This is a genomic window from Thalassotalea sp. G2M2-11, assembly GCF_017168195.1.
Lineage (GTDB): Bacteria > Pseudomonadota > Gammaproteobacteria > Enterobacterales > Alteromonadaceae > Thalassotalea_E.
Window position 1 is genome coordinate 394,051 of sequence record NZ_JADNYL010000003.1, and the last position, 25,297, is coordinate 419,347.

At 37.2% G+C, this 25,297-nt stretch carries 16 protein-coding genes, 2 tRNA genes and 2 pseudogenes; 13 read left to right on the forward strand and 7 right to left on the reverse strand.

Going from position 1 to position 25,297, the window contains the following annotated elements; all coding sequences use genetic code 11:
• Positions 1–67 precede the first annotated feature (67 nt).
• Complete coding sequence (locus IV514_RS12695; protein WP_206485638.1) at positions 68–634, reverse strand: bacteriohemerythrin; 567 nt, start codon at positions 632–634, stop codon at positions 68–70.
• A gap of 396 nt (positions 635–1,030) precedes the next feature.
• On the opposite strand from IV514_RS12695, the gene IV514_RS12700 reads away from it, so the two are divergent.
• From IV514_RS12700 to IV514_RS12720, 6 genes and pseudogenes are all read left to right on the forward strand, one after another.
• Positions 1,031–2,659 carry a cytochrome D1 domain-containing protein gene (locus tag IV514_RS12700; protein ID WP_206485639.1) on the forward strand — a complete coding sequence of 543 codons (1,629 nt, stop codon included), beginning with the start codon at positions 1,031–1,033 and terminating at the stop codon, positions 2,657–2,659.
• Positions 2,660–2,719: 60 nt separating this feature from the next.
• Positions 2,720–3,289 (forward strand): annotated as a pseudogene (locus IV514_RS17710) (NapC/NirT family cytochrome c); the annotation flags it as partial.
• Between the two features lie 72 nt (positions 3,290–3,361).
• On the forward strand, positions 3,362–4,531 hold the full coding sequence (locus IV514_RS12705; protein ID WP_346776931.1) for an ethylbenzene dehydrogenase-related protein: 1,170 nt from the start codon (positions 3,362–3,364) through the stop codon (positions 4,529–4,531).
• Between the two features lie 133 nt (positions 4,532–4,664).
• Positions 4,665–5,156, forward strand: a complete 492-nt coding sequence (locus IV514_RS12710; protein ID WP_206485641.1) for a GNAT family N-acetyltransferase — start codon at positions 4,665–4,667, stop codon at positions 5,154–5,156.
• Positions 5,157–5,262: 106 nt separating this feature from the next.
• Positions 5,263–6,903, forward strand: coding sequence for a M28 family metallopeptidase (locus tag IV514_RS12715; protein ID WP_206485642.1), 1,641 nt, complete (start codon positions 5,263–5,265; stop codon positions 6,901–6,903).
• A gap of 243 nt (positions 6,904–7,146) precedes the next feature.
• Positions 7,147–8,691 carry an ATP-binding protein gene (locus tag IV514_RS12720; protein WP_206485643.1) on the forward strand — a complete coding sequence of 515 codons (1,545 nt, stop codon included), beginning with the start codon at positions 7,147–7,149 and terminating at the stop codon, positions 8,689–8,691.
• Between the two features lie 400 nt (positions 8,692–9,091).
• On the opposite strand, the gene IV514_RS12725 is transcribed toward IV514_RS12720, so the two are convergent.
• A tRNA-Asn gene (locus IV514_RS12725) sits at positions 9,092–9,167 on the reverse strand.
• A 174-nt stretch (positions 9,168–9,341) separates the two neighbouring features.
• Positions 9,342–9,417 (reverse strand) — tRNA-Asn (locus IV514_RS12730).
• Positions 9,418–9,984: 567 nt separating this feature from the next.
• Here IV514_RS12730 and IV514_RS12735 point away from each other — a divergent pair.
• Together IV514_RS12735 and uvrB are read left to right on the forward strand one after the other, a co-directional pair.
• Complete coding sequence (locus IV514_RS12735; RefSeq protein WP_206485644.1) at positions 9,985–11,361, forward strand: MATE family efflux transporter; 1,377 nt, start codon at positions 9,985–9,987, stop codon at positions 11,359–11,361.
• Positions 11,358–13,364, forward strand: coding sequence for an excinuclease ABC subunit UvrB (gene uvrB, locus IV514_RS12740; protein ID WP_206485645.1), 2,007 nt, complete (start codon positions 11,358–11,360; stop codon positions 13,362–13,364). The genes IV514_RS12735 and uvrB overlap by 4 nt, the downstream gene beginning before the upstream one ends.
• Before the next feature lie 21 nt (positions 13,365–13,385).
• On the opposite strand, the gene IV514_RS12745 is transcribed toward uvrB, so the two are convergent.
• The 3 genes from IV514_RS12745 to IV514_RS12755 all read right to left on the reverse strand — a co-directional run bounded on the left by IV514_RS12745 (position 13,386) and on the right by IV514_RS12755 (position 17,069).
• Positions 13,386–13,598, reverse strand: coding sequence for a hypothetical protein (locus IV514_RS12745; RefSeq protein ID WP_206485646.1), 213 nt, complete (start codon positions 13,596–13,598; stop codon positions 13,386–13,388).
• A gap of 261 nt (positions 13,599–13,859) precedes the next feature.
• Positions 13,860–15,905 carry a diguanylate cyclase gene (locus IV514_RS12750; protein ID WP_206485647.1) on the reverse strand — a complete coding sequence of 682 codons (2,046 nt, stop codon included), beginning with the start codon at positions 15,903–15,905 and terminating at the stop codon, positions 13,860–13,862.
• A 3-nt stretch (positions 15,906–15,908) separates the two neighbouring features.
• Positions 15,909–17,069 (reverse strand): extracellular solute-binding protein, encoded by a 1,161-nt coding sequence (locus IV514_RS12755; RefSeq protein WP_206485648.1) that lies wholly within the window; start codon positions 17,067–17,069, stop codon positions 15,909–15,911.
• Positions 17,070–17,329: 260 nt separating this feature from the next.
• Here IV514_RS12755 and IV514_RS12760 point away from each other — a divergent pair, with 260 nt between their 5' ends.
• The 5 genes from IV514_RS12760 (at position 17,330) to IV514_RS12780 (ending at position 24,484) form a co-directional block, all read left to right on the forward strand.
• Positions 17,330–20,299, forward strand: a complete 2,970-nt coding sequence (locus tag IV514_RS12760; protein ID WP_206485649.1) for a M6 family metalloprotease domain-containing protein — start codon at positions 17,330–17,332, stop codon at positions 20,297–20,299.
• A gap of 310 nt (positions 20,300–20,609) precedes the next feature.
• Positions 20,610–20,882 carry a DUF4242 domain-containing protein gene (locus tag IV514_RS12765; protein WP_206485650.1) on the forward strand — a complete coding sequence of 91 codons (273 nt, stop codon included), beginning with the start codon at positions 20,610–20,612 and terminating at the stop codon, positions 20,880–20,882.
• Positions 20,883–21,412: 530 nt separating this feature from the next.
• Positions 21,413–22,534 (forward strand): MBL fold metallo-hydrolase, encoded by a 1,122-nt coding sequence (locus tag IV514_RS12770; RefSeq protein WP_206485651.1) that lies wholly within the window; start codon positions 21,413–21,415, stop codon positions 22,532–22,534.
• 147 nt (positions 22,535–22,681) lie between these two features.
• On the forward strand, positions 22,682–23,245 hold the full coding sequence (locus IV514_RS12775) for an SOS response-associated peptidase family protein (RefSeq protein ID WP_206485652.1): 564 nt from the start codon (positions 22,682–22,684) through the stop codon (positions 23,243–23,245).
• A 168-nt stretch (positions 23,246–23,413) separates the two neighbouring features.
• On the forward strand, positions 23,414–24,484 hold the full coding sequence (locus IV514_RS12780) for a flagellar hook-basal body complex protein (protein ID WP_206485653.1): 1,071 nt from the start codon (positions 23,414–23,416) through the stop codon (positions 24,482–24,484).
• Positions 24,485–24,918: 434 nt separating this feature from the next.
• Here the strand turns inward: IV514_RS12780 and IV514_RS17540 are convergent.
• A pseudogene (locus tag IV514_RS17540) lies at positions 24,919–25,095 on the reverse strand (tyrosine-type recombinase/integrase); the annotation flags it as partial.
• Positions 25,096–25,297 lie beyond the last annotated feature (202 nt).

Sequence of the window (25,297 nt, forward strand, 5' to 3'; positions counted from 1 at the left end):
CTTAAATAAAAAAGCCTTAACAAAAGTTAAGGCTTTCACTTAATCAAGGTGCAGATAAAAGGTTAACTTAATGCACACCTTTATCATTTAAATACTTACTGTAGCGTTTATCGGTGCCATTGATATGATTAATTAGCCAGTTTGTTAAAAAGTCACTAATTTCATTTAAGGCATCATGCCCTTGTTGTTGATACAAGTTCGCAAAATGATCCACTTGTTTGATCATTTCAATATGTTGTTTTTTGTGCTCTGCAAAGTCAGGATAATCATATTTCTCCATCAGCTTTTCTTCACGTTCAAAGTGATACTTAGTGTAATTAACCAAATCATTTAACGCATCTTTTTCAAATTCTTCACTCATTGCATAGTCATAGGCGGTGGTGAAGCGATTAAGCAAACTAATGAGCTTTTGATGGTCCTGATCAATATGTTCAATACCAACACTGTATTCTTTTTTCCATGTAATTAAGTTGTTATTAGCTGTTTTACGATAAATAACGGGAATCAACACTAATACACAGATTAAAATCCAAGAGACTGGGTTGGTCAAACTAGACAAAAATCCTAGAAATATTGCGACAATAATCAGGCCTATAATGGCTGCATAAATGAGTGACTTGCTGCGATTAGTCATTTTATATACCCCTACAAACAGGTTGTTTTGCTTTTAGTCATTATTACTAACAGGCTGTCAGTGTATTATTTTTACTAGCAAAGGTCAGTCTTTTGTCTCTTTTTGTTGACCTTGATCAAACAAAAATTTCTTTCCATTCAAATACTTTTAAAAGTTGATCTGCATCAGCTTTTTATAAAGTGAATTGCTTGATAGTAGACCCATATTCTGAAATACACATTTATTAACAACTTTGTTTATAACAAGCGGTGAATGATTTCAGTAAAAGCTTTCAGCTCGAAGTAGTACGTAAGTGCTATAAAGGGCGAAATTAAAATTAGAGAAGCTTCTTTAGCGTAGAAACTATCAAGTTATCTAATCAACTAAGCATGTAATGAAACATCTGGAGAGAAACCGATGAAAACAATTAAATTTGGCCTTTCAGCACTTGGTTTAGCAATAGGTATGGCAGCTAGTGGTATTAGCATGTCTGTGTCTGCAACTGAACCTACTTTATCTGAAGCTGATTTTGAAAAAGCTCAGCTACACTACTTCCAGCGTTGTGCTGGTTGTCACGGTGTATTACGTAAAGGTGCAACAGGCAAAAACCTAGAACCTAAAAATACCTTGAAAAAAGGCCAAAAGCGTTTAGAAAAAATCATCGCTTTAGGTACTGAAGGTGGTATGAATAACTTTGATGACTTGTTCACTAAACAAGAAATTTCTAATTTAGCGACCTTCATTCAAATGGAACCTCCTGTTCCACCAGAAATGTCTTTAGAACAAATGCGTGGTCATACTAAACAGTATGTTGAATTAAAAGACTACCCAACTAAGCCATTACATGGTCGTAACTGGCAAAACTTCTTTGTTGTTATCGAACGTGATGCGGGTAAAGCGGCCATTGTTGATGGTGACACAAAAGAAATCGTTACACATATCGATACTGGTTATGCGGTACACGTAATTAAAGGTACAGAGCATCATAAGAAAGATCATGCTAAAGATGTAGGTCGTTTCTGGTACACCATTGGTCGTGACGGTAAAGTCAACAAAATCGATTTATGGCAAACACCTGACAAAATGTTAGTTGCGGAAACTAAAATGGCGTATGACGCGCGTGATATCGCGGTATCAGGTGACGGAAAATACGTAATTGCTGGTGGTTACTGGCCTGCTCACTTTGTTATTATGGATGCAGAGACCCTTAACCCACTTAAAGTTGTCTCAACGCGTGGCTATAACACTAAAGGTGAGTTCATTAACGAAGCGCGTGTAGCTGCTATCTACACATCGCCTATTGAGTCTTCATTTATCGTTGCTGTAAAAGAAACAGGCCAAATGTGGCAAGTGGATTACAAAGACTTAGACAACTTAACGATTACGAAAATCAGCTCTGCTGAATTCTTGCATGATGGTTTCTTTGACCCGTCTGGTCGTTATTTCCAAATCGCAGCTAATGCATCTAACAAAATGGTTGTGATTGATACTAAAGATCGTAAGTTAGAGAAAATGATCGATGTTGATGCATTACCACACCCAGGTCCTGGTGCTAACTGGGTTGATAAAGAGTGTGGTCCTGTGGCGGGTACAACTCACTTAGGTGTTGGCTTAGTGTCTGTTTGGGGTAACGATCCTATGAATCACCCTGACCAAGCATGGAAACTTTGTTATGAAGTTGAAACTGACGGTGCTGGTGTCTTCATTCGTACACATGAGAACTCAGATTATGTTTGGGCGGATCAGTTGAAACATCCTGAGCCAGAAATTCAACAATCTGTACAAGTGTTTGATAAGAAAACACGTGAAATTGTTAAAACTATCCGTGTTACTGAAGAAGAAGGTAAAGCTGCGCTTCACATGGAATTTAACAAAGGTGGTACTGAGGTATGGGTTTCAGTTTGGAACCGTACTGATAGTAAAAACCCAACAGGTGAAATCGTTGTATACGATGCTAAAACTCTTAAAGAGAAAGCACGTATTAAAGGTTTAACAACACCAACTGGTAAGTTTAACGTGTTCAATCGTTCAAACCACAAAACCTAATCATTTATTGATTAGTCGAACGAACATGGCTTCAGCCATGTTCGTTTATTTTTATCTTTGATATCGAACGAGTTAATTATGTCAAATGAAACCCATACAACACCAAGCTTTTGGTCTCGCCGCCTAATTTTAGGCACTACTGTTGCCGGCGCAGTGGTATTCTTTGTTGTTGGTATTATCTTTTGGGGTGGCTTTAATACCGCCATGGAAGCTACCAATACGCTAGAATTCTGTACGACATGTCATGAAATGGAAGACAATGTTTATCAAGAATATAAGCCGACTATTCATTATTCAAATCGAACAGGGGTAAGAGCCGAATGTTCTGATTGTCATGTGCCTGATCCATGGGTACATAAAATGGTGCGAAAAATCCAAGCATCAAAAGAGGTGTTTTATTGGTTAACTGGTAAAATAGACACCCGAGAAAAATTTGAAGAACATCGTTTATCCTTAGCAAAAAATGTCTGGAAAGCGATGAAAGAAACAGATTCAAGAGAATGTCGAAACTGTCATAACCTTGAGTCGATGAATCCTGAGTTTCAAAAACCTCGAGCGCGCAAGCAACATTTAAATGCATTTGAAACAGGGCAAACCTGTATTGATTGCCATAAAGGCATTGCTCATCATAATGTACGCGATAAGCTCAGTGATGAAGAATTAGAAGCAATTGAAGCGCCTAATCCTGATTATATTCGTCCTATTCCTGAAATGTACAAAAATGGTTTAGCGCGTATTAAAGAAAAAGAAATAGAAGAAAAAATCAAAGCGAAAGAAGAAGCTGAAGCTGCAAAAGCTGCAATGCAGGCTCAAATTGATCAAGCCGTTGCGGCAGCATTAGCTAATGCAGGAGCCAAAGCAGGTACAAGTGGTGAAAATGCGTCATCTGAGCAATCAGCAGACTCTGCAAGTAATATCAACCTTGACTGGAATAAAGCCTCTTCAGTTGATATTCCAGTGTTCTATCCTGGTCAAGCATCAATGGAGTGGATTCTAGGTAGATCACATGGTGGAAAGCGTGCCTTTAGTAAAGGGGATCGTTGTATTGAATGTCACGGTGAAGAAATTGAAACCTTGGGTAACACCATAGTTTCGGGTGAAAGTGAGAAAGATCTTGAGCCAAATGTGATCCCAGGTAAGCGCGGCAGTATTCCTGTCACTATTAATGCTAGTCATGATGATGAGTATTTGTATTTACGCTTTAGCTGGGCAGAGGGCACTCATGCGCCGGTACCATTTGTCGAAGGTGGCAAAATGGATCCAGAAAACCCAATGAAACTAGCCTTTATGATTGCAACCGATGATGTTGAGTATGCAGATCGTGCGGGTTGTTGGGGCACCTGCCATGCTGACGCGAATACAATGCCATTTCAACCTAAAGAGGATTTGTTAGGTGGTGACTTAGCTAAACGCTTAAATTTAAGCGATGGCGTTACTAAGTACATTAAAGAAACTCGTACTAAGATAGAGCTAAAAGGCCGTCGTGGTAAAGCGCTAGGTGGTTGGGATAAATTAAAAGATCAGTCTGACATTGATGCTGCAATGGCAGACAACCAATACATGGACTTATTACGCTATAAATCAGGCAGTAAAGAAGTTGAAGATGGTAGCATTTTAGCTGAACGTGATATGCACGGCGGTCAAGGTGCTGAAGTTGAAGCTTCACTAAAACTTGGTACTTGGTCGGTAATCGTTAAACGTAAGCTAACCTCAGACAAACCGGGCGATATTAATATTGAACCAGGCAAAGTCTACAACTTTGGTTTTGCTATCCATGATGATTATTCGAGTGCGCGTTATCACCATGTTTCATTTGGTTATAAACTAGCATTAGATAATGCAGAAGCTGAGATCAATGCAGTGAAACAATAGTTAACTCGATGTAAAATAGTCGAAAGTTAGATATTTAAAGGCTTCTTGAGTAAATCAAGAAGCCTTTTCTTTTGTCTGTTGAAAATATTTTCGTTATCTTATCGCGGCAACTATCAGTTATTTAGGACGTTTTATGATCAGAACTGCAGTTATTAATGACGCGCAAGCAATTGCACAGATATATAATTACTACATAAAGGACACCGTGATCACTTTCGAAGAGCAAATGGTGACTGCTGATGAAATGGCACAACGAATACAAACAATCACGCAATCCAATCATATTTGGTTAGTATTAGAGATTGAGGGTGAGTTGCTAGGATATGCCTATTCGACAAAATGGCGTGATCGTAGTGCTTATCGGTTTGCGAGTGAAATCACCGTTTATTTAACTCCACATTGCCATGGCAAAGGTTATGGTACCGCGCTCTACACCGAACTTTTTAAACAATTGCAATTAAATACTGAAATTAACACTGTGATTGCAGGGATCACTTTGCCTAATCAGGCCAGCGTTGCCTTGCACGAAAAGCTGGGATTAAAGAAAGTGGCGCATTTTGAACAGGTTGGCCTAAAGTTTGGGCAATGGTTAGATGTTGGTTACTGGCAAATGGCGTTATCGTAAAGTGGACAGTACGTGCGTCCTCTAGTTTTTGTTTAAATTTTCTGGTGTTGTTCACAGTAAAACGCTAGTCTTTCGATTCTTAATTTTTGTTATGAGGAATAGTTCATTGAAACAATTTAACAAAGGTTTATTAGCCCTTACATTATTACTCAGTGCAGGAGCGGCATTGGCAAGTAATAATGATTTTTTAAAAGCTTATGAATCATTTAATATTAATCAAATAAAAAAAGATATTAAAACCCTTTCATCTGATAAATTTGAAGGTCGAGAGCCATCAGGAGTGGGAGAAAAATTAACCACACAGATGTTAATAAACCGTTTTAAATCACTGGGTTTAAAACCGGGTAACGGCAACAGCTATACACAAGCTGTTCCTATGGTGAGTATTACCAGCACGCCAACTAGCTCATTAACTATTGCTGATATTGATTTTACTTTCCCAAAAAACTTTGTCGCAAGCTCAAGAAAGACAGTGAACAGTGTTGCATTAAATGATTCCGAACTTGTGTTTGTTGGCTATGGTATTAATGCCCCTGAATACAATTGGAATGATTATGAAGGGATTGATGTTAAAGGGAAAACGGTCGTCGTATTAGTCAATGACCCAGGGTTTGCTACACAAGATCCGTCACTATTTGATGGCAATACCATGACATATTATGGTCGCTGGATTTATAAATACGAAGAAGCTGCACGACAGGGTGCCGCTGGTGCTATTGTTATTCATGAAACCAAACCTGCTAGTTATGGTTGGAATGTGATTGAAAGTAGCTGGACTGGCGCGCAATATCATTTACCAGCTAAAGAAGTGAATGAACCAGCCATCGATGTAGAAATGTGGATCAGTGTAGATAAAGCGAAAGAGTTATTTGCAAAAGCGGGTAAAAATTTCACGACAATGAAACAACAGGCATTGTCGAAAGACTTTAAAGCGGTGCCATTGTCACTTAAAGCCAACATCAGTATTAAAAATGCTATCAAGCAATCAACCTCAAATAATGTCTTAGCGACTATCCCTGGTACTGAGCACCCAGACGAGCATGTGCTTTATATGGGGCATTGGGATCATTTAGGAACGACTATCGTCGACGGTAAAAAAGAAATCTTTAATGGTGCTCATGATAATGCGACAGGTACTGCCGGATTAATGCATATTGCAAAGGCGTATCAATCGTTAAAGCATGCACCTAAGCGTTCAGTCACTTTTATTGCCGTGACAGCTGAAGAGCAAGGACGTTTAGGCTCGCGTTATTTTGCTAATCATCCTACGATGCCATTAAATAAAATTGTTGGCCTTGTGAATATGGACAGCCTTGATATTTCAGGTAAGAAAAAAGACGTGACGGTTGTTGGTTTTGGTAAATCTCAGCTAGAAGATTATTTAGCAAAAGCGGCAAAGCGCCAAAATCGAATCTTAACGCCAGAGCAAACGCCGGAACGTGGCTATTATTACCGCTCAGATCATTTTTCTTTAGCTAAAAAAGGTGTTCCCGCATTAAGTGCTGGCGGTGGTTCAAAATGGCTAAACGATGAACAAGAGAAAATTGGTCAGGCTGTTGAAGCTCAAGTTGGCAAATGTTATCACCAAACCTGTGATGTGTATCAAGAACAATGGGGCTGGGAAGGACTGACACAAGAACTACAATTGTTTTTTGAAACTGGGTATTTACTTGCGCAGGAAAGTCATTGGCCTAACTGGCATAAAGGCACAGAATTTAGATTACTAAGAGATAAGATGATGAACTAGTCATCATGTTTAGAAAACGCCAAGTTAATGCTTGGCGTTTTTTTTATGCTTAGTGTCATTATCCCATAAAAATGTATAAGCGTAGTGAGGATAAAAGTTTTGCTGTGGTTTATCAAAGCTTTAAAATAAGCGTGATTTAATTGGAGAGAAAATCGACATAAAGTGCAATAGTTACAGTCATCTGGCTAACTGTTTGCAGGAATGAACTACACTTACTATATTCATTTTTTTTGATGGTGTTGTATGGTAAATAGTATCGAAGAGGAAAATGCAAAATTTAAAGCAATAATAAGCTCCATCACCGAGTGTATTAAGAGTGTCGATAAAAACTACTGTTTAATTGATATGAATGCAACAGGGCTCTCTTTAATTGGTGCGAGCTGTCTTTTTGATGTCCAAGGCCAGTCACTTCTTGACTTGATTGTTCCAGAGCATAGAGAATCATTTAAACGTGGTGTTGATAAAGTTTTCAAAGGGGAAATTATTGATCAAGAATTTGAAATAATTTCACTAGATGGTACAAGACGATCAATGCATCAAATTGCTGTGCCATATTACAACCCAGAAAACCCACATGAAGTTGTAGAGATGGTAGCAGTCACACGAGATGTTACTGCAAAGAAAAAGCAAGATGCTACACTGGCTCAGTTAAAAAGAAATGAATTGATTAACTCGCTTTCCGCAGGGATTGCGCATGATTTCAACAATATTTTGGGGGTGATCGCTGGTAATGCGGAACTTATCTCAATGCGAAATTCTAATCCCGCTATAATCAAACCGACTCAAAGCATTGCTAAATCAATAGATCGGGCTCAAAACCTTACCAATAAACTACTCAAGTTTTCAAAAGGTTATCAAGGGGAAAATACTTTAGCGCCTTTTAGTGAAGTGCTAGCAGACATGCAGCAACTGACTGAAGAAATTATCCCATCTAATATTAACGTTAATTGGAATTTAGAAGACAGCCCGCCTATAAACGTCAGTAAACATGATTTTGAAGACGTTCTCCTAAATTTGTTACTTAATGCAACTGCTGCAATTAAAAAGCATGGCACAGTAAGCTTAGATGTTAGGGAAGTATTTAAAATAGATAACGAAAAACATTTTGTTTTACAGCCGAGCCATTCAAAGAGTTATTTACTTATCGAAGTAATTGACGATGGTATGGGAATAGCTCCTGAATTGATTGAAGACATCTTTTTACCTTTTAAATCATATAATAAAAAGGAGAAAGGCAGCGGCCTTGGTTTGGCTATCGTATACAGTTATCTGGAAAGTAAAAATTTTGGACTTTCGGTTAACTCAATCGTTGGTGAAGGATCAACATTTAGCATTTGGATCCCATATAACGATGAAAATACACAGAAACAACCGTTACGACAAGAAAAGGCAGTAGGCGATATCACGCAATCTTTAAATATTATCTTGGTAGATGATGAAAAAGAACTGCAAGATACCACTGCAGCGCTTCTTGAGTTAAAAAAGCATCACGTAACCAAATTTTCAGTTGCGTCAGAAGCTGTCGACTTTATAGAAATGAATCGAGATATGATTGATCTCATCATAACTGATGAAATAATGCCTGGGGAAATACAGGGGCACAATATACTAGAAAGCTACAAAGATAAAATACCTACAATCTTAATTACAGGCTACGCCGACAATGAGAAAATGGAAGGTTATCAAAACTATATTGTTAAAAAGCCCTTTTCGATAGAAGAATTACTGCAAAAAGCCAGCCTAATAATACAGGAAGTACGATTAATACAGAAAGTGCGATCACCTTAATTCTCAATTGCTAAGAACAAGGTTTTTGACGTTCATATGCTAGCTCGACTGGCTATACCTATCAATAACTAGAATACCGTCTAACAACTTCTTTTTAACAAGGATAAATTTTCTGTCATCTAGCGTTGAAAAATTTGTGTTTAAGTGAGATATAAATATCAGGGGCTCAGAAAAGCAAAAGCCCGCTAATTTTAGCGGGCTTTATTATTGGCTCCCCAAACTGGGCTTGAGGAACTAGCAGTGACACACGCTGTTTCTTCAAAGAGTACAGTCCGTCGCTCTACCAATAGAGTATTTTCAGTGATTTAGTTTTGATTAAGTTTATGTATTTAGAATGAGATATAAATTTCAGGGGGGTTCAGAAAAGCAAAAGCCCGCTAATTATAGCGGGCTTTATTATTGGCTCCCCAAACTGGGCTTGAACCAGTGACACACGGATTAACAGTCCGTCGCTCTACCAACTGAGCTATTGGGGAATAAACTTTTTTAACTTCTGTTTATCAGGAAGTTTTACGATCGTTAATTTAACCATCGTTTTTTAATTTGGCTCCCCAAACTGGGCTTGAACCAGTGACACACGCTGTTTCTTAAAATAGTACAGTCCGTCGCTCTGCTTCGCGACCGTTAAATCAAACCATCGCTTTTTAATTTGGCTCCCCAAACTGGGCTTGAACCAGTGACACACGGATTAACAGTCCGTCGCTCTACCAACTGAGCTATTGGGGAAAAACTTATTACTAACCTTGTTTGCTAGCAACTCGTTAACGGGGCGGAATATTAATGGCAGCTAGTCGAGCTGTCAACACAAAAATAAGAAAAAAACCATTTAATTGATCGTTTGCTTAATTAACGTTCAAGCTGATGTAAATAACAACGACGAATGTTGATTGTTTACTCAACCAATTGGAACTACATATTTTATTACACTTATCCACTAAAGCTGTGGATAAGTGTGTGAGTGAAACTAGGGTAAAACGTGTTTTATAGGCTTGGCGTTAGTTTTTGTTGATATCTCTAAAGTCGAGATACTTTAATAAATATAACTATAACAGAAGGTTAAGGTGATTTGTTGTATCTTTTAATCAGTTTGGGTGTTTTTTGTACACTATATGGTTGGTTAAAATATTTTGTGTATTAATTTGCATAAATAGCATCAACAGGTCATTTAATCGTGACATTTATCAACAAAATTGCATATTCAGTTACAAGGAAATCTAATTTTTAAATAGCACCTGTACTCACTATCTTTTACAATATTGCACGTTTTAAAATCTGCTGAAAAGTAATTCATTAATGACAAAAAACACAAACAAGCATCAAATCGATTTATTAAAAGATCCGGTCAGCCAGACATTAAAGGAAATGACCATTCCTATGATATATGGAATGATCTTATTAATGACATTTAATTTGGTTGACACGTTTTTTGTCAGTTTGCTGGGCACTCAGCCGTTAGCTGCTATTAGTTTTACTTTTCCCATTACTTTTACATTGATCAGCTTAACCATTGGCTTAGGTATTGGTACTTCTGCTGTTATTGCAAAATCCTTTGGTAAAAAAGACAATGAATTTGCCAAATGCTCAGCAACTTCCGCGTTAATACTCGCTGCAGTAGTCGTAGGGGGCGTATCTTATATCGGTTTTATTTTTAGTAACGAAATTTTTACTTTATTAGGTGCCAGAGAGGAACTGTTGCCTTTGATCAGAGATTATATGGATGTCTGGTTTTTAGGGAGTATTTTCTTAATTGGTCCTATGATAGGTAATGCAATTCTTCGCGCCAGTGGTGATACTAAAACACCTAGTATGATCATGGGGTTAGGTGGTGTGGTTAACGCGATACTTGATCCTATTCTTATTTTTGGCCTTGGGCCTATCCCTGCACTGGGGATCCAAGGTGCGGCTATCGCAACATTAATTTCATGGTTAATTGGCACAAGTTATGTCATTTACATTGTTGGATATAAACGCCAGTTAATCCACACTTCATTGGAATTTATTAAGCGCTTTATGCAATCGAGTAAAGCGATATTACATATTGGGTTACCAGCTGCAGGTGCCAACATGTTAACGCCAATCGCTGCCGCTGTGTTAACCGCTATTGTAGCTACTTATGGCGACTCAGCGGTGGCAGCGTTTGGTGTAGGCTCTCGCATTGAATCCATTGCGTGTTTAGTCGTATTAGCGTTGTCGATGACTTTGCCACCTTTTATCAGTCAAAATTTTGGTGCAGGTAATATGCATCGAGTGGAGGAAGGTTATAAAACATCTGTTAAATTTGTTTTAATATGGCAAGTGATTATATATCTTATTTTAGTACTGTCAGCGCCTTGGATTGCACAAGCTTTTTCAAAAGAGCAGTCTGTTGCTGATATTATTAAGTTATTTATTTGGGTATTACCGCTAGGCTATGGTTTACAAGGTATTATCATCTTAACTAATTCATCGTTTAACGCGCTGCATAAGCCAATGTTTGCGTTGTTGTTAAGTATTGTCAGATTGTTTATTTGTTATGTGCCATTAGCATATATTGGTAGTTACTTTTTTGGCATTGAAGGATTTTTTATCGGGGCATTATTAGGTAATGTTGTGATGGCGATGATCTCGTATTACTTTTTTGCTAAACAATTTGATCTTGAAATAACAGAAGTTAAGGTAGTTTCTTCATGAAGTCTATGGAGTTAGTGTCAGATTATATCCCCAGTGGTGATCAACCCAACGCAATCAATCAGCTGCTAGAAGGGATTGAATCCGGTTTAGCTCACCAAACCTTGTTAGGTGTTACGGGTTCAGGTAAAACCTTTACGGTTGCTAATGTAGTCGCCAAACTTAACCGACCAACGATGATGTTGGCGCCTAACAAAACACTTGCCGCCCAATTATATGGAGAAATGAGAGAATTCTTCCCACATAATGCGGTTGAGTATTTTGTTTCTTATTATGATTACTACCAGCCTGAAGCGTATGTCCCAACGACAGATACTTTTATTGAAAAAGATGCCTCAATAAATGAGCACATAGAGCAAATGCGCTTGTCGGCAACTAAAGCGTTACTAGAGCGCCGAGATGTGATTATTGTCGCTTCAGTTTCAGCAATTTATGGTTTGGGTGATCCTGACTCTTATTTAAAAATGATGTTACATATCCGCCAAGGCGATATTATCAATCAAAGAGACATTCTCAGGCGATTAGCTGAATTGCAATATACCCGCAACGATGTCGCATTTCAGCGAGCAACCTATCGTGTTAGAGGGGATGTAATAGACATTTTCCCTGCTGAGTCTGATCGATTAGCCGTGCGGGTAGAATTGTTTGATGAAGAAGTTGAGCGTATTAGCCAGTTTGACCCGTTAACGGGAGAAGTTGAGCGCAAAATGGCGCGGGTGACAATTTACCCGAAAACTCATTATGCGACACCTAGAGACAGAATTTTGGCTGCCGTTGATAACATTAAGATAGAATTAAAAGATCGCGCCAAAATATTAAAAGACAATAACAAATTAGTTGAAGAACAACGCATTGTTCAGCGTACGCAGTTTGATATTGAGATGATGACAGAACTTGGCTACTGTTCTGGTATTGAAAACTATTCCCGTTATTTATCGGGTCGTCAATCTGGTGAAGCGCCACCGACGCTATTTGATTATTTACCTGATGACGGATTGCTGATCATTGATGAATCTCATGTGACTGTGCCACAAATTGGTGCTATGTATAAAGGCGATCGATCACGTAAAGAGAATTTGGTTGAATATGGCTTTCGTTTACCATCGGCACTAGATAACCGGCCGATGAAGTTTGAAGAGTTTGAATCCTTAGCGCCGCAAACCATTTATGTTTCAGCAACACCAAGCCAATATGAAATGGAGAAATCATCTGGTGAAGTGGCTGAACAAGTTGTTCGTCCAACGGGGTTACTTGATCCAGAAATAGAAGTACGTCCTGTTGAAACTCAGGTCGATGATTTATTATCTGAAATTCGCCAACGCGTTGAAATAGGGGAGCGTGTTCTCGCTACTACCTTAACTAAACGGATGGCAGAAGATTTAACCGACTATCTTGATGAACATCAGATTAAAACACGTTATTTGCATTCTGATGTTGATACCGTTGAACGGGTGGAAATCATTCGAGATTTTCGGTTAGGGCATTTTGACGTACTTGTTGGTATTAATTTACTGCGAGAAGGGTTAGATATGCCAGAGGTTTCTTTGGTGGCTATTTTAGATGCTGACAAAGAAGGCTTTTTACGCTCAGAGCGTTCATTAATACAAACCATAGGGCGGGCTGCACGTAATATTAATGGTCGGGCTATTTTGTATGCCGATCGTATTACGGGCTCTATGCGTAAAGCCATTGATGAAACTAATAGACGTCGTGAGAAACAGCACCAGTATAATCTAGATAACAACATTATTCCTCAAGGGGTTAATCGAAAAATCTCTGATGTTATGGACATGGGAGATAGCCCTGAGCAAGCGTTACTCAAGCGTAAGCAAAAAGCTGCAGAAGCTGAAGCTAATTATCAAGTATTGTCAGTTGAAGAAATAGATCGTCAGGTCAAAGCACTTGAAAATACGATGTTAGATCATGCTCAAAATCTTGAATTTGAACAAGCTGCGGCGGTTCGAGATAAAATAGCGAAATTACGCCAGCAACAGTTGCTGGCGTAATAGCTCACTGATTTTAGTTGGTTAATGTTTGTCTAACATAGTGTAGCGACTGATAATGCGTGAGATCGCGTCGCTATTACAATGTGTTAACTGGCTAATGTCTTCGATTATTTTATCTTGAACATCAACAGGAAAGAGCATTAATTGCTCCAGATAGAGGTGTGCCTGTGTTTCATTGTTATTATTAATTATCTCTGCTAAACGACTGGCATGGTTTTTCCAAATAGCACTCATAAACAATGTCCTCACAAATGTTAACTCACATTGCATTAAAGCAATGCCAGTGGCTATAAGTTTAGAACAGTGCAGTTTGTTTTTTATACAAAATTAATCTTAAAAAAAATAATCGTTAAATAACTAATCTAATAAAATAACAATCGACTGTTTTTGTTGAGATAATTTGTAAAATCAAGCGTAGTAAAAATAGGGGACTGTGATGTTATTTTGTTTATCTGAGTTAAATCCCATGATATCTCTACGAAATAAATTCGCTACTTATATATGATCAGCTGCTCTCGTGATGAGTTTTTTTTCTTGGTACATGCGTTTATCAGCGAGTTCAAACAAATTTTCTACTGGATCTTGATGACTACTGGCAGCACCACAACTAAATGATAATTGGATCGGAGTCTCTTCATAAAGCAAAACTTCATGTTTTATTTGGTCCATCAGTTTATGGCATAATGGCTCACAGTAATTACTGTCAACTTCAGAGAGTAAAATGGCAAATTCATCACCGCCTAATCGAGCGATAATGTCGCTGCTTCTTACTTGGCTCTTGAGAAATTGACCTACTTTTTGAATTAATAAATCCCCCGCCTTATGGCCGATATCATCATTCACTTTTTTTAGGCCGTTAATATCAATTAACACTAAGCAAAAGTGATATTGCTCGCTAATGTATTTATGATGGTAATCAGTAAGTACTTGATCAAAATAATAACGATTATATAAACCTGTTAGCGCGTCCGTGTTTGCGATGGAAGATAATTTATGTTTCAGGTGTAATTCTTGTATCCTTGACTGTAATGACTGAACCAACACTTCAAGTGCGTGAGCTTGGAAAGAGTTGTGTTTAACGCTATCGCTGACAATATAACCTACACATTCTTCTTCTCGATGGATCAGGGTAAGTTGGTATGTTTCAGCGCTTTGATTGATTTGTTCGATATCAGCTTGATCAAAGTGAACATTATTGAAATGTTGTTTGTTAAGTAAATGCACAAATTCATGATTAGCATTTTCAAGTGATTTAAACCCTGTTTGAAAATGACTGCGGTAAATGACAAGACCGATTGGCTGATGAAGAATGCTGTAAGCTAATCCCAGCGTTAAACAGCCTATATTATTAACATCTTCTTGTGTTCTGATAAATTGGTCGTAATTTAACAAGTTTTGTAATATGTCACTTTGCTCTGAGCTTTGCTCAAAACTGTCGGTCAGTTGTTCGGTTAAATCTGTAAGTTTGGCATTTTGAGTTTTCAGTTTATTGAATTGATTTTGAATAGTTTTAGCCATCGAGCTAAGTAACTGCTTTAATTCATATATTTCAACAAAGCGAGACTTTTCTTTGATCACTAGTGTTTGATTAGAATGCCAATCATGTTCAGTTATTTTACGGGTTAGTAACTTAAGTTTATCGAGTGGTTTGATAAAATAATGAATGATGTAATTGGTTGATAATAATATCAATATAAGAATCATTACTATGATAAATAGTGTTTGCTTTTCTTTGGTCAGTACAGCTGAAATTGTTAACTCATCAGAGAGGTCTTCTGATACTACTAAGCTAAATATTGCGTTATTGCCAAAATCTATAGTGGTTTCATAACTTATTGACTGATTGTTAAGCTCAAATGCTTGATATTGATAAATTATGTCATCACTATGAATGATGGTGATATTTTTGCGTCTTTGGCTATTTATTAAGGCCATCAAATTTTCAACAAAGTCTTTGAGTGGTAATGTTGAAAATACCATGCCATTAACTTCAAAGGGTTGAATAAGTGATTCTTTAGGCTGTAGGATCGGCCTAGCTACCGCAAACAAGTATTTATCAGTGTTATTAGTATTAGGAGCTGGGATAATTATTATCCTAACATTCGGTTCGTTTATGGTCTTTTTATCATTATAGAGCTTGTTTAACTCTGACTTAAATGGGGTTAAATCAATTGCAAGTGCTTCATTGGGTAGGGCTTCAATTTGAAATAAATTCCGATTTAACACCATAATATTCTGAAAGCTAGAGTGGTTTTTGAGAAACAATTCAAGCTCATCAAGTGCTTTACCACTTATAATATCCAAGGTTAACGAGGTGATAATACCGCCATCACTGGCAATTTCATCTATATCAGCAAAGCTTCGCTGAAGCGACGCTTTTAAAGTGCTTATTTGAGAGTTCGTCTGATAATTTAATTGCTGATTAGCTAAGTTGAGAATTTGCTGCTTTGTGTTTTGTATATAACTAAATGATAATAACAGCACAGGGATTAGTGCGAATAGCCATAACAATACCGTTAATACTTTTCTAAAACTTCTCATTAATTAAGGTCTTTTAGTCGTTGCAATTTTTTGCATCAGTTCAGCTGATTGCTCAGCATTGAGTATGCCAGCTTGGTATCTTAAAAACCCCTTACGCATTGCTGACCAAGCGAAACTCATCGCACTGTCTGATGGCATCAACTTTGAGTGTTCGAGGCTAAAAATTAACTGTTGTACCAGTGCAGATTGTGATTGGGTGATACGTTCAAAGACCTTTTGATGCACAGGCAAAGTTTTCATTGTTAACCAAATTTGCTCTTGTGCTACTTGTTGCTGCATAAAATTGATGAGTTTATATAACGCTTCTTTTTTTGGCCCTGTTAAGCTGTTATTGGGAAAGGCGAGTACATGCGTACTAAAATAAGAAACGAGTGGAGTTTGTTGATCAATCGCCGGTAAAGGGGCGATCCCTAAGTCGTCACCAAGTTTTTCATAATATTCTTTAAAAGACCAATCACCATTAATGATATAAGCAAGCTGATGATTAACAAATGAAGAGGACGCACAATCATAATCGCAATCCTTTTGAATAAGTTGATTGTCGGCTAATTGCTTATAGGTAGTTAGGGCATTAGCCATAGCTTGCGTATTTAATGAAATTTTGCCATTGGTAATTGCATTACCGCCAAAGGCATTAAAAAAAGGAGAAAACCAATACATCTCTTGGTAATTCCAAGCAATAAATTTTGTCTTGGGATTTTGTTCTAAAAAGGTTTGTTGTTGTTGATATACTTTTTGCCATGATGTTGCCGGCTTATCAATGAAGCGCTTGTTATAATAGAGCATTAATTGATTACCTTGAACAACCGGTATGCCGAAGGTTTTATTATCACTTAACACACTTTGCCACAGACTGGGGATTGTCTGAGCAGACTGTAACTCCTCTGGGATTTCACTATAGCGCATAAGTTGATGTAACCCGATATGATCAGCGGGGATGAGAACAACATCAGGTGCATTATCTTTTTCAATATATTCCAGTAATTGTGCTTTAAGGTCAGACTGGCTCGCCCAAAGACGTTCAACCACTATTCCTTCGTGTTGGCTGAAAATCTCAATGATTTTTTCAAAGTGCTGTCCTTCATAGGTAAAAACAAACTTTATGCTTGGAGTAGCGAAAGTTGTAAATGATGAAAAGGCAAGTAATAACAACCAGCGAATCATAGAGTTAATACTGATTAGAAGACATAATTTCAGTGTAGCAGTGCTTATTAGGCATAGCAATTATTCCCCCTGATTAAGCAGGCATAATTAGACTAAAGTCGCTATTATGGTTTAATTATAGATAATTGACTTTTCAACTTATGTTAATATTATGTAAATTGTTTTTATTGTTCTCTAAATATCGTTACCTAAAGTGAAAGACACTAATTAAGATAATGGTCTGATAATCAAGTGCGTCGCTTTTATTCTAATGAGGTTGTATGAAATCCCTATTACTGACATCTGTGATCTTGCTTTATTCTTTTATGGCAAATGCAACGACATTACACCAACAAACTGCCCCAAAAGACCCTGGAGTCATTAACAAAAAAGAAATTCTTTTCTGGATGGTGAAAAGGGGGGAGCTAGCTGCCAATGCCAGCGAAGCCGAGAAGCGTTTGGCTATTGATAGCTATTTAGCTGGTATGTCATTTAAAAAGAAAACTTTACCTGGAGATTTTGGCAAGCGTGCCATGTTAGCGCAATCTCTGGATTTCATTCGAGAGGGCAAAAATAAGCGAGATGATAAAAAACTATTGCGCTCGATTGCTAAATCTTCAGCAAGTGCCACAGTCGTCACAGAAGCTAAAATATTGGCGATAATGATCGATTTTCACGATCATCAAGCCGACAAAACAAGCTATCCAGCGAGCCATTACGATGAGTTAATATTTGCTCCAGAAGTTCAAGCGAACAATATTGATTCAGTGTATCAATATTATCAAGCTGAGTCGGGGGGCACATTAAAGTTAGTTGGCTCAGCGAATGGCTGGGTTAGGGCAGACAATGATGCTGCCTATTATGGGGGGAATGATCCAGATAATAACGATGATGATAAGAACGTACCTGCATTAGTCTTAGAAGCGGTGACTAAAGCCGTAGCTGAACTTAACATTAATCTAAATGAATATGATACCGATAACGATGGCATCCTTGATCATGTGATGATCTTTCACTCTAGTATTGGTGAAGAAGCTGGTGGGGGGGAATTGGCCGAAGATGCCATTTGGTCACATCGCTATTATGTGTTTGATGAACAAGGGCGTCCAGTTTCAGTCCCTGGTTCAGATGTTAAATTGTATGGTTATACCATTAATCCTGTAAATGCTCGAGTAGGCGTTGTTGCCCATGAATTTGGTCATGATCTCGGTGTACCTGATGAATACGATACAGATAACGGTACATTTAGCTCTCCAGTGGGCGATTGGTCAATTATGGCATCCGGTAGTTGGGTAGATGGTGGTGCACATCCTTCAGGCTTTAGCCCTTACGCCAGAGATTATTTTCAAACTCGCTATGGTGGCAACTGGATCAATCAGCATGAAATAACCTTTGCAGATTTAACTAATGCATCATTAAATTTAGTCAGTGCGACCAATCATGACTCAAGTGTTAGTAATCAACTGAAAATAAAATTACCGACTAACACTACCGAGTTTGCTCCTTACACTGGAGAGTATCAATACTATTCTTCACAAGGGCATGATTTAAACAGTACTTTGTCGTTTGATGTGAGCTTACCTCAAGGCTCATCAAGCCTAACAATGAAAGCCCATTGGAACATAGAAGTAGATTGGGATTATCTGGTGGTGAAGGTGAATGATACTGTTATTGCTGGCAATCATACAACAGATGATAACCCCTTAGATGAATTGCCGGATGTTTATAATTATATTTCTGCCGATTCAAAATCACTGCCAGAGGCTGAAGGAGATGCTGGCTGGGTTGATTTAACCTTTGATTTATCTGCTTATCAAAATCAACAAATAACGATAACTATCGAGTATATTACTGACACTTATGTTAGTGAATATGGTTTTGTCGCTGATGATATTCGCGTGGTCAATAATGATAATGTTATTTTCCAATCAGGCGGCGAATCTGTCGATGAAGTCAATTTATCAGGCGGTTTTCTCCGCACACAGACATGGAGTTTAGCTGGTGCTGAGCATCACTATTACGTTCAGTTGAGACAACATGAACAGACAGATAAGTATTTATTAAACGCAAAGCACGATCACGGTGTTTTAGTATGGTATCGCAATACAGGCGTTGCAGATAACCGAGTTAACAGCCATCCTGGGGAAGTATTTGTTGGTGTGGTAGATGCAGATCAAAACCCGATCAAACAAGGGAGTAGTTATCGTGATACTGGGAGTCAAATTACCGATGCTGCTTTTAGTCTTTACGATCAATCCGTTAAGGTTAGCGGTGATAGTCATCTAGCTGCGGTTACCATCTTTGATGATAGGTTAGATTATTCAGCACCTTATCAACCAGAATCAGGTATAAAATTACCCAAATATGGCTTGATCTTGGAAGTAACCTCACAAGCAACTAATAGTGCGAATGCAACGCTTAATTTAGCTAAAGTGCCTTTGAGTTATATCGTGGCAGAGCACAATGGTTTAGAAGTGACATTTTCGCTTGATGGTGATCTAGCTTCTGATAATACCAGCTATGAATGGAACATGGGAGATAACACCCTATTAACGGGCACGACGGTAACACACACTTACCTTGCAAGTGGTGCGTATGATGTAACTGTTCGTTATCAAAGTGCACAAGGTGAACAAACCTTAACTTATGCTGTGGTTGTAGGTGAAATAATTACCGGAGATTTTACCAGTGAGGTGACAGGGAAAGAGGTACAGTTTACCCCAGCATTGACTGGCGGAGAAGGAGAATACAGTTATCGTTGGGACTTTGGTGATAATAGTGATATCTCAAATGAAATAACTCCTAGTCATACTTATGAGAGCTATGGAAATTATACCGTAACCTTGACTGTGACAGATGAAACACTACAGTCGTTTGAATTTATACAAACCGTATCGGTGGAAAATGTATTAACTGCGAATATTTCTTATAATGCTAATCATTTAGTGGTCAATTTCACCGCGGAAGTAACAGGTGGCGATGAGAATTATAGCTATGAGTGGGATTTTGGCGATAATGCCACTTCATCGCTAGAAAATCCTCAACACAGTTATGCCAACGCTGGCAGTTATACGGTCATATTAACAGTCACTGATGGTATCGGGCAAACCAGTCAATCAAGTAAAACAATCACTGTTAGTGCCGCTGTCACTACCCCTGCTAAACCAGCTAAAAAGTCAAGCGGTGGTGGGGCATTTGCCGTGCTCTTGCTTATGTTAATTCCTGTGAGATACTTGTGTAGGCGTGCGTAGAAACAACTTTGTTAATCAGGCAAAGCCACCAAAGTAATGATGTTTTGGTGGCATTTCGAGCTGATAAAAACAGAGTTTACTTGTACAAATTCAGTGATAAATTTCGCGTCAACTTAATATTCAGATGCAATTAATTATCGCTTCGGATAATTCCATTATAAAAGCAGTTCATCGAACAGTTGCAGTAATTTACGCGGGTTTGTTACACGCTAAGCATAATAAGTAAATACTGACCTAAAGAGGGCGTTTTTTCTTCGGTTTTTTCAATCTCAACTATACTTTAAACTCCTTAATTAATAGGAGAGTGAAAATGCCTAAATATGTTATCGAGAGAGAGCTTGAAGGGGCGGGGAAATTATCAAGTAATGACTTACAAGGTATTTCCCAAAAGTCTTGTGATGTATTAGAAGCGTTAGGCCCTAAAATTCAGTGGGTTGAAAGTTACGTCACTGACAATAAAATTTACTGCGTTTATATCGCACCAGATGAGACTATGGTTCGAAAGCATGCTGAAATGGGAGAGTTTCCAGTAACCGCCGTAAGTGAAGTTCGTGTTGTTATCGATCCAACAACAGCAGAATAATCTATCAAAAAATAATAACGCCAATAGTTAAATTTTAGCTATTGGCGTTTCTTTTATAAAAAGCCTAAATCAATTAAAAATGATAAACAAATAGTATGAGAGCAGTGAACATCACTTTAATGTACGAGTATTGTTCTTTGGATGTGGGTTAAGTTATATCAATCAAGTTATTGATAATTTTTACTCAGAGTATAAGAGAATATAAAAGAGAACAGCTAAGGAGAAAGTTAGGATACTTCAAGCTAGTATATTTCCAGTTAACCTAACAAGTTTTCACTTCATCAAAAGAGTGTGTTTTTTCATTTAAGTATTCAAGAAAGGTTAGAAAAATGGATGGGGTATGGCGTAATGTAGTATTAATGTCAAGGTGCAACGTCATAGCCGACGTTTAGTATAATGCTGAAAAGATTGTTAATATTAATTTAAAAAGGTTTTAAAAACTTGTTTAAAACTAAAAGTGTATGGTTAAAAGTTGTTCATAAATCAAAACATAGTTATTTTTGCAGGCCATAAAATTTTAAGGAAGAGTTATGTTAATCCGAGTGTTGAGTTTAGCGAGTATTTTGTTTTGGAGTATAGTAACTAGCGCTACTGAGCAACATCAAGAATTGGATGTTACTTCGCTGTCTGAGAATGTGTTTTTACTCACAGGAGAAAGGGTAGGGGCAAATGTTGGTGTCGTGATCACAAATGAAAAAGTTTTGCTAATTGACACACTTGTAAACAAACACTCCGAGAAATTAATTAAGACAATCGAAAAACTGACAAAGCATCCCGTTACACACATAGTTAATACCCATGGAGATTTTGACCACACAGGCGTAAACGAACATTATCGGCAACTAGGAGCACTTGTTATTGCTCAGAAGAATGTCAGTCACTCAAAAGTTGATTGTGACCTTTGCTTTGAAGATTATTTATCTATTAAATTGAGTGATGATGTTCAAGTAGCAATGAAGAGCGCAGTTTCACATTCGTTCTCTGATAATATTGTTTATATCCCAACAGCCAATATCGTGTTTATGGGGGATATATTAACGAACATATCACACCCTACTTTTTATCAAGGTGGAATTGCTGGATTCAATAAAGCAATTTCTTATGCAGTTAGCCTCGGTGATGAAAATACCAAATATGTTGCAGGACATGGATTTACAATAAATGCAAAACAATTAGAAAATTATCTTGCAGTAACTAAAGAGATTGCTGATTTTGTAGTTTTAAATCATGGTCTTGGGGGAAACTCAGAAGAGATCCTTAAAAATCCAAAATTCAATAATCTATATGCTAAATTAGAAAATAAAGTAAGTATTCAAGATACAAGCCCAAATAGGCTTAAACGTTTTATTGACCGAATAGTTGCAACTGAAATTTCTTCAGATCCACAAGTGTATTTAGGAGATTACGCAGGTACATATCAATGGGACGATAATGAAGCTTTTCAACTCGTGCATATAGATAATAAGTTGTTATATAAAGAGCTTGGACAACGCATTATTGAGCTTATTCCTGTAAACAAAAGCAAGTTTATGGTACGTGGCCAGATAGGTCGATATTATCAGTTTAGTTTTGACGATAGAGGCTCAATAGACTCTATGACCTTTGTGACTTCAGAAAAGTCGAGATATGTCGCAACACCAATTGTGCAATAAATTGGATTGACAGAACTACTAATAAGCAAACTTTTGAAGTTGGTACTGTTTATTTGATGTTATATCGTAATAGTCATTATTAGTGTTTATTAAGCGAGCGTGGTACTCAATTGGTACGTTTTAGTCATTTGAAGGTGGTTATAGGTAATGTGTGGACGATTGAATGTTATTGATGAACCGTTAAGTCAAATTGTCAGTGAAACGTTAGGTATTGAGTTTACAACATCTTCAAATAATAACCTTTGTCCAAGCCAAAAAGTTGCTGCTGTGGCTAAAGAAAATGGATGTTTTCAAGTCAATGCAACGTGGGGAATTAAGCCTAATTGGTCAAAAAATGTTTTAATTAACGCACAAAGTGAAACAGTTCATCAAAAAGCAACGTTTGAAAACGCTTTTTTAAACCATCGTTGTGTAGTGCCATGTTCAGGGTGGTATGAGTGGCGTCTAGAAGGTGGTAGAAAGGTTAAGTATTTATTTGAACATAGTGAAAATCAGCCTTTATTTATGGGAGGGATTCTTTATAACCCTCAAAGTCCTCAGCTGGTTACATTAACAGTCAAACCCAATGAAAAATGCAGTCAATATCATCATCGTATGCCGTTATTAATTGAACCTGAAAACCTAGATTATTGGTTTCACTCAACGCCAGATGAATTAATGCCATTAATGCGTGGGGTAAAAGATGATTTAGTTAATGTTTTTAAATGTTAACTTTTTTTATTGCCTGTACTTTTATTTATGTATGATTTACATTGAATTTTTCTATCTTACAAGGTTACCTACCTTGCAATGCATACTAATAGGTTGTTAAATGCCTGTATTCATTGCTAGCATTTTTTAATGCTGGAATTAGGATTTTAAATAACAAGGAATGTAAAAATGAATGCAAATAAATATTTGTTCGTAATATCGTTGTTAGTTCTTGCTGGTTGTAACTCTGAACGGGATGATGTAAATATTACTAATAATTATATAACTGAAATCCAAGCTATAACTCCTGAAAATAATCAAAACCTAATAGGTGACTTTGAATTAAAAACAGCCATTGAAACTGATTTTTTTGTCGTAGCTAAAGAAATCGATTCACTAGAGTTTTATTACTCAAATTCAAACGTTTTCCATTTTGATAAGGACGGATATCTAGTTAATAACTCGGGCTTTCCGCTTATGGTTTTCCCTGTCAACCCTGATGGAAGCTCTTCAAGCGTTAGTATTTCAACAAGTCAGCAGGTGCAGATTAATTATTCTATGGGCAGCCCTGAAGCCACAGATAGAGTAGATATTAGCATAAACCTTCCTCAAAATAGTGGTGAACTTCCTGCTAATGAATTTGATAAACAAGATCCTTTAACTTTCAATCATTCAACATCACTATCAGTATTCGACTCGTTAGGTGATGTTCATATACTCACTTTTTATTTTATTCATGTTAACAATGATAGTAATACATGGGAATTTCGTGTTGCACTTGATGATACGACAGTGCAACCAACTATTGAACAAGTGCTTGATTTTAATTCAAATGGCTCAATAGATTTAAATGACGATGATCTTGATGGCTTTACTACCACAGGGAACGGATTAATCGAAAACATTAATATCCTATTAAACAATGGTGCTGATGATTTAAACATTACTCTAGACTTTACATCTGAAACAACATCATATAATAGTAACTTTGAAGTTAGTTCTCTTGATGCAACTGGCTTTTATACCGGTCACTTAAAAGAGTTTAGAATTGAGTCTAATGGTTTGATAACATTGTCTTATACCAATGGTGAAGATGATTTCATTGGAAGGGTCGCTTTTGCTAAATTCTCTAGCCCATACAATCTAAAGCCATTAGATAATTCTTTATGGGAAGAGACTGAAGGTTCAGGAACACCAACCTACGGAGAAGCTGAGACTAGTAACCGTGGTTCTATAATACCTGTAGTTCATGACTTTTAGGCAGAGCTATTTTTAATCATATAAATAAAACAAAAGCATTTAATGAGTTGCTTAATTGGACACGTAAAGCAAAGCGCTATATACACTAATAATTTGTGCTTATACTTAATTTTTATGCTTTAAAATAGAGGTTGCTATGAAATTGAAATATTTAATTGGTTTAACTTTTACATTGCCATTGCTAGGGCTGTTTTTCGTAAACTTATTTGAAACTAATTTGTCCAGCTTTATCGTATCGACTACTAATTTTGTTTGTTTGGGTGTTCTTTTTATTGCTGTTGTAGATGCTTTATTTATGTATTTTAAACCTCGTAAAATTAATCTAGATGGCAACTAATTTGTACTGTGGTTTGTGCATATAACAAGGCGCTGTTGTCGCCACTAACTTGGCTAGTATGGCTTAGGCTATGCTTGAGCCGCCCCAAAGCAAAGCGTTAAATATTAATTTTAGAAATGGGGTTTAATTTAATTGAATCTTCTAAATGAGTTTTAGAAAAGTGTTCATACTTTATCGTATCAACAATATTTGCATGACCTAAAATTTGTTGTCACACCAAAATGTTGCCTCCGTTCATCATAAAGTGGCTTGTAAATGTATGGCGTAATACGTGTCATTTATCTATTTTTGGGGTGTGTAATGTTAGTTAAACTTGTTGATCTTGGAGCGATACTGTTTAGTTAACTTTAGTGTTTATTGTGAAGTGCAAAAAGTGTTTTGAAAAATAGGTGTGGTACTTTTAAGGTACTTATTGGTTGTTAGCTGTATAAAGTGTTGATGTTAAAGGGAGAGAAAGTGGTACGTCCGAGTGAATT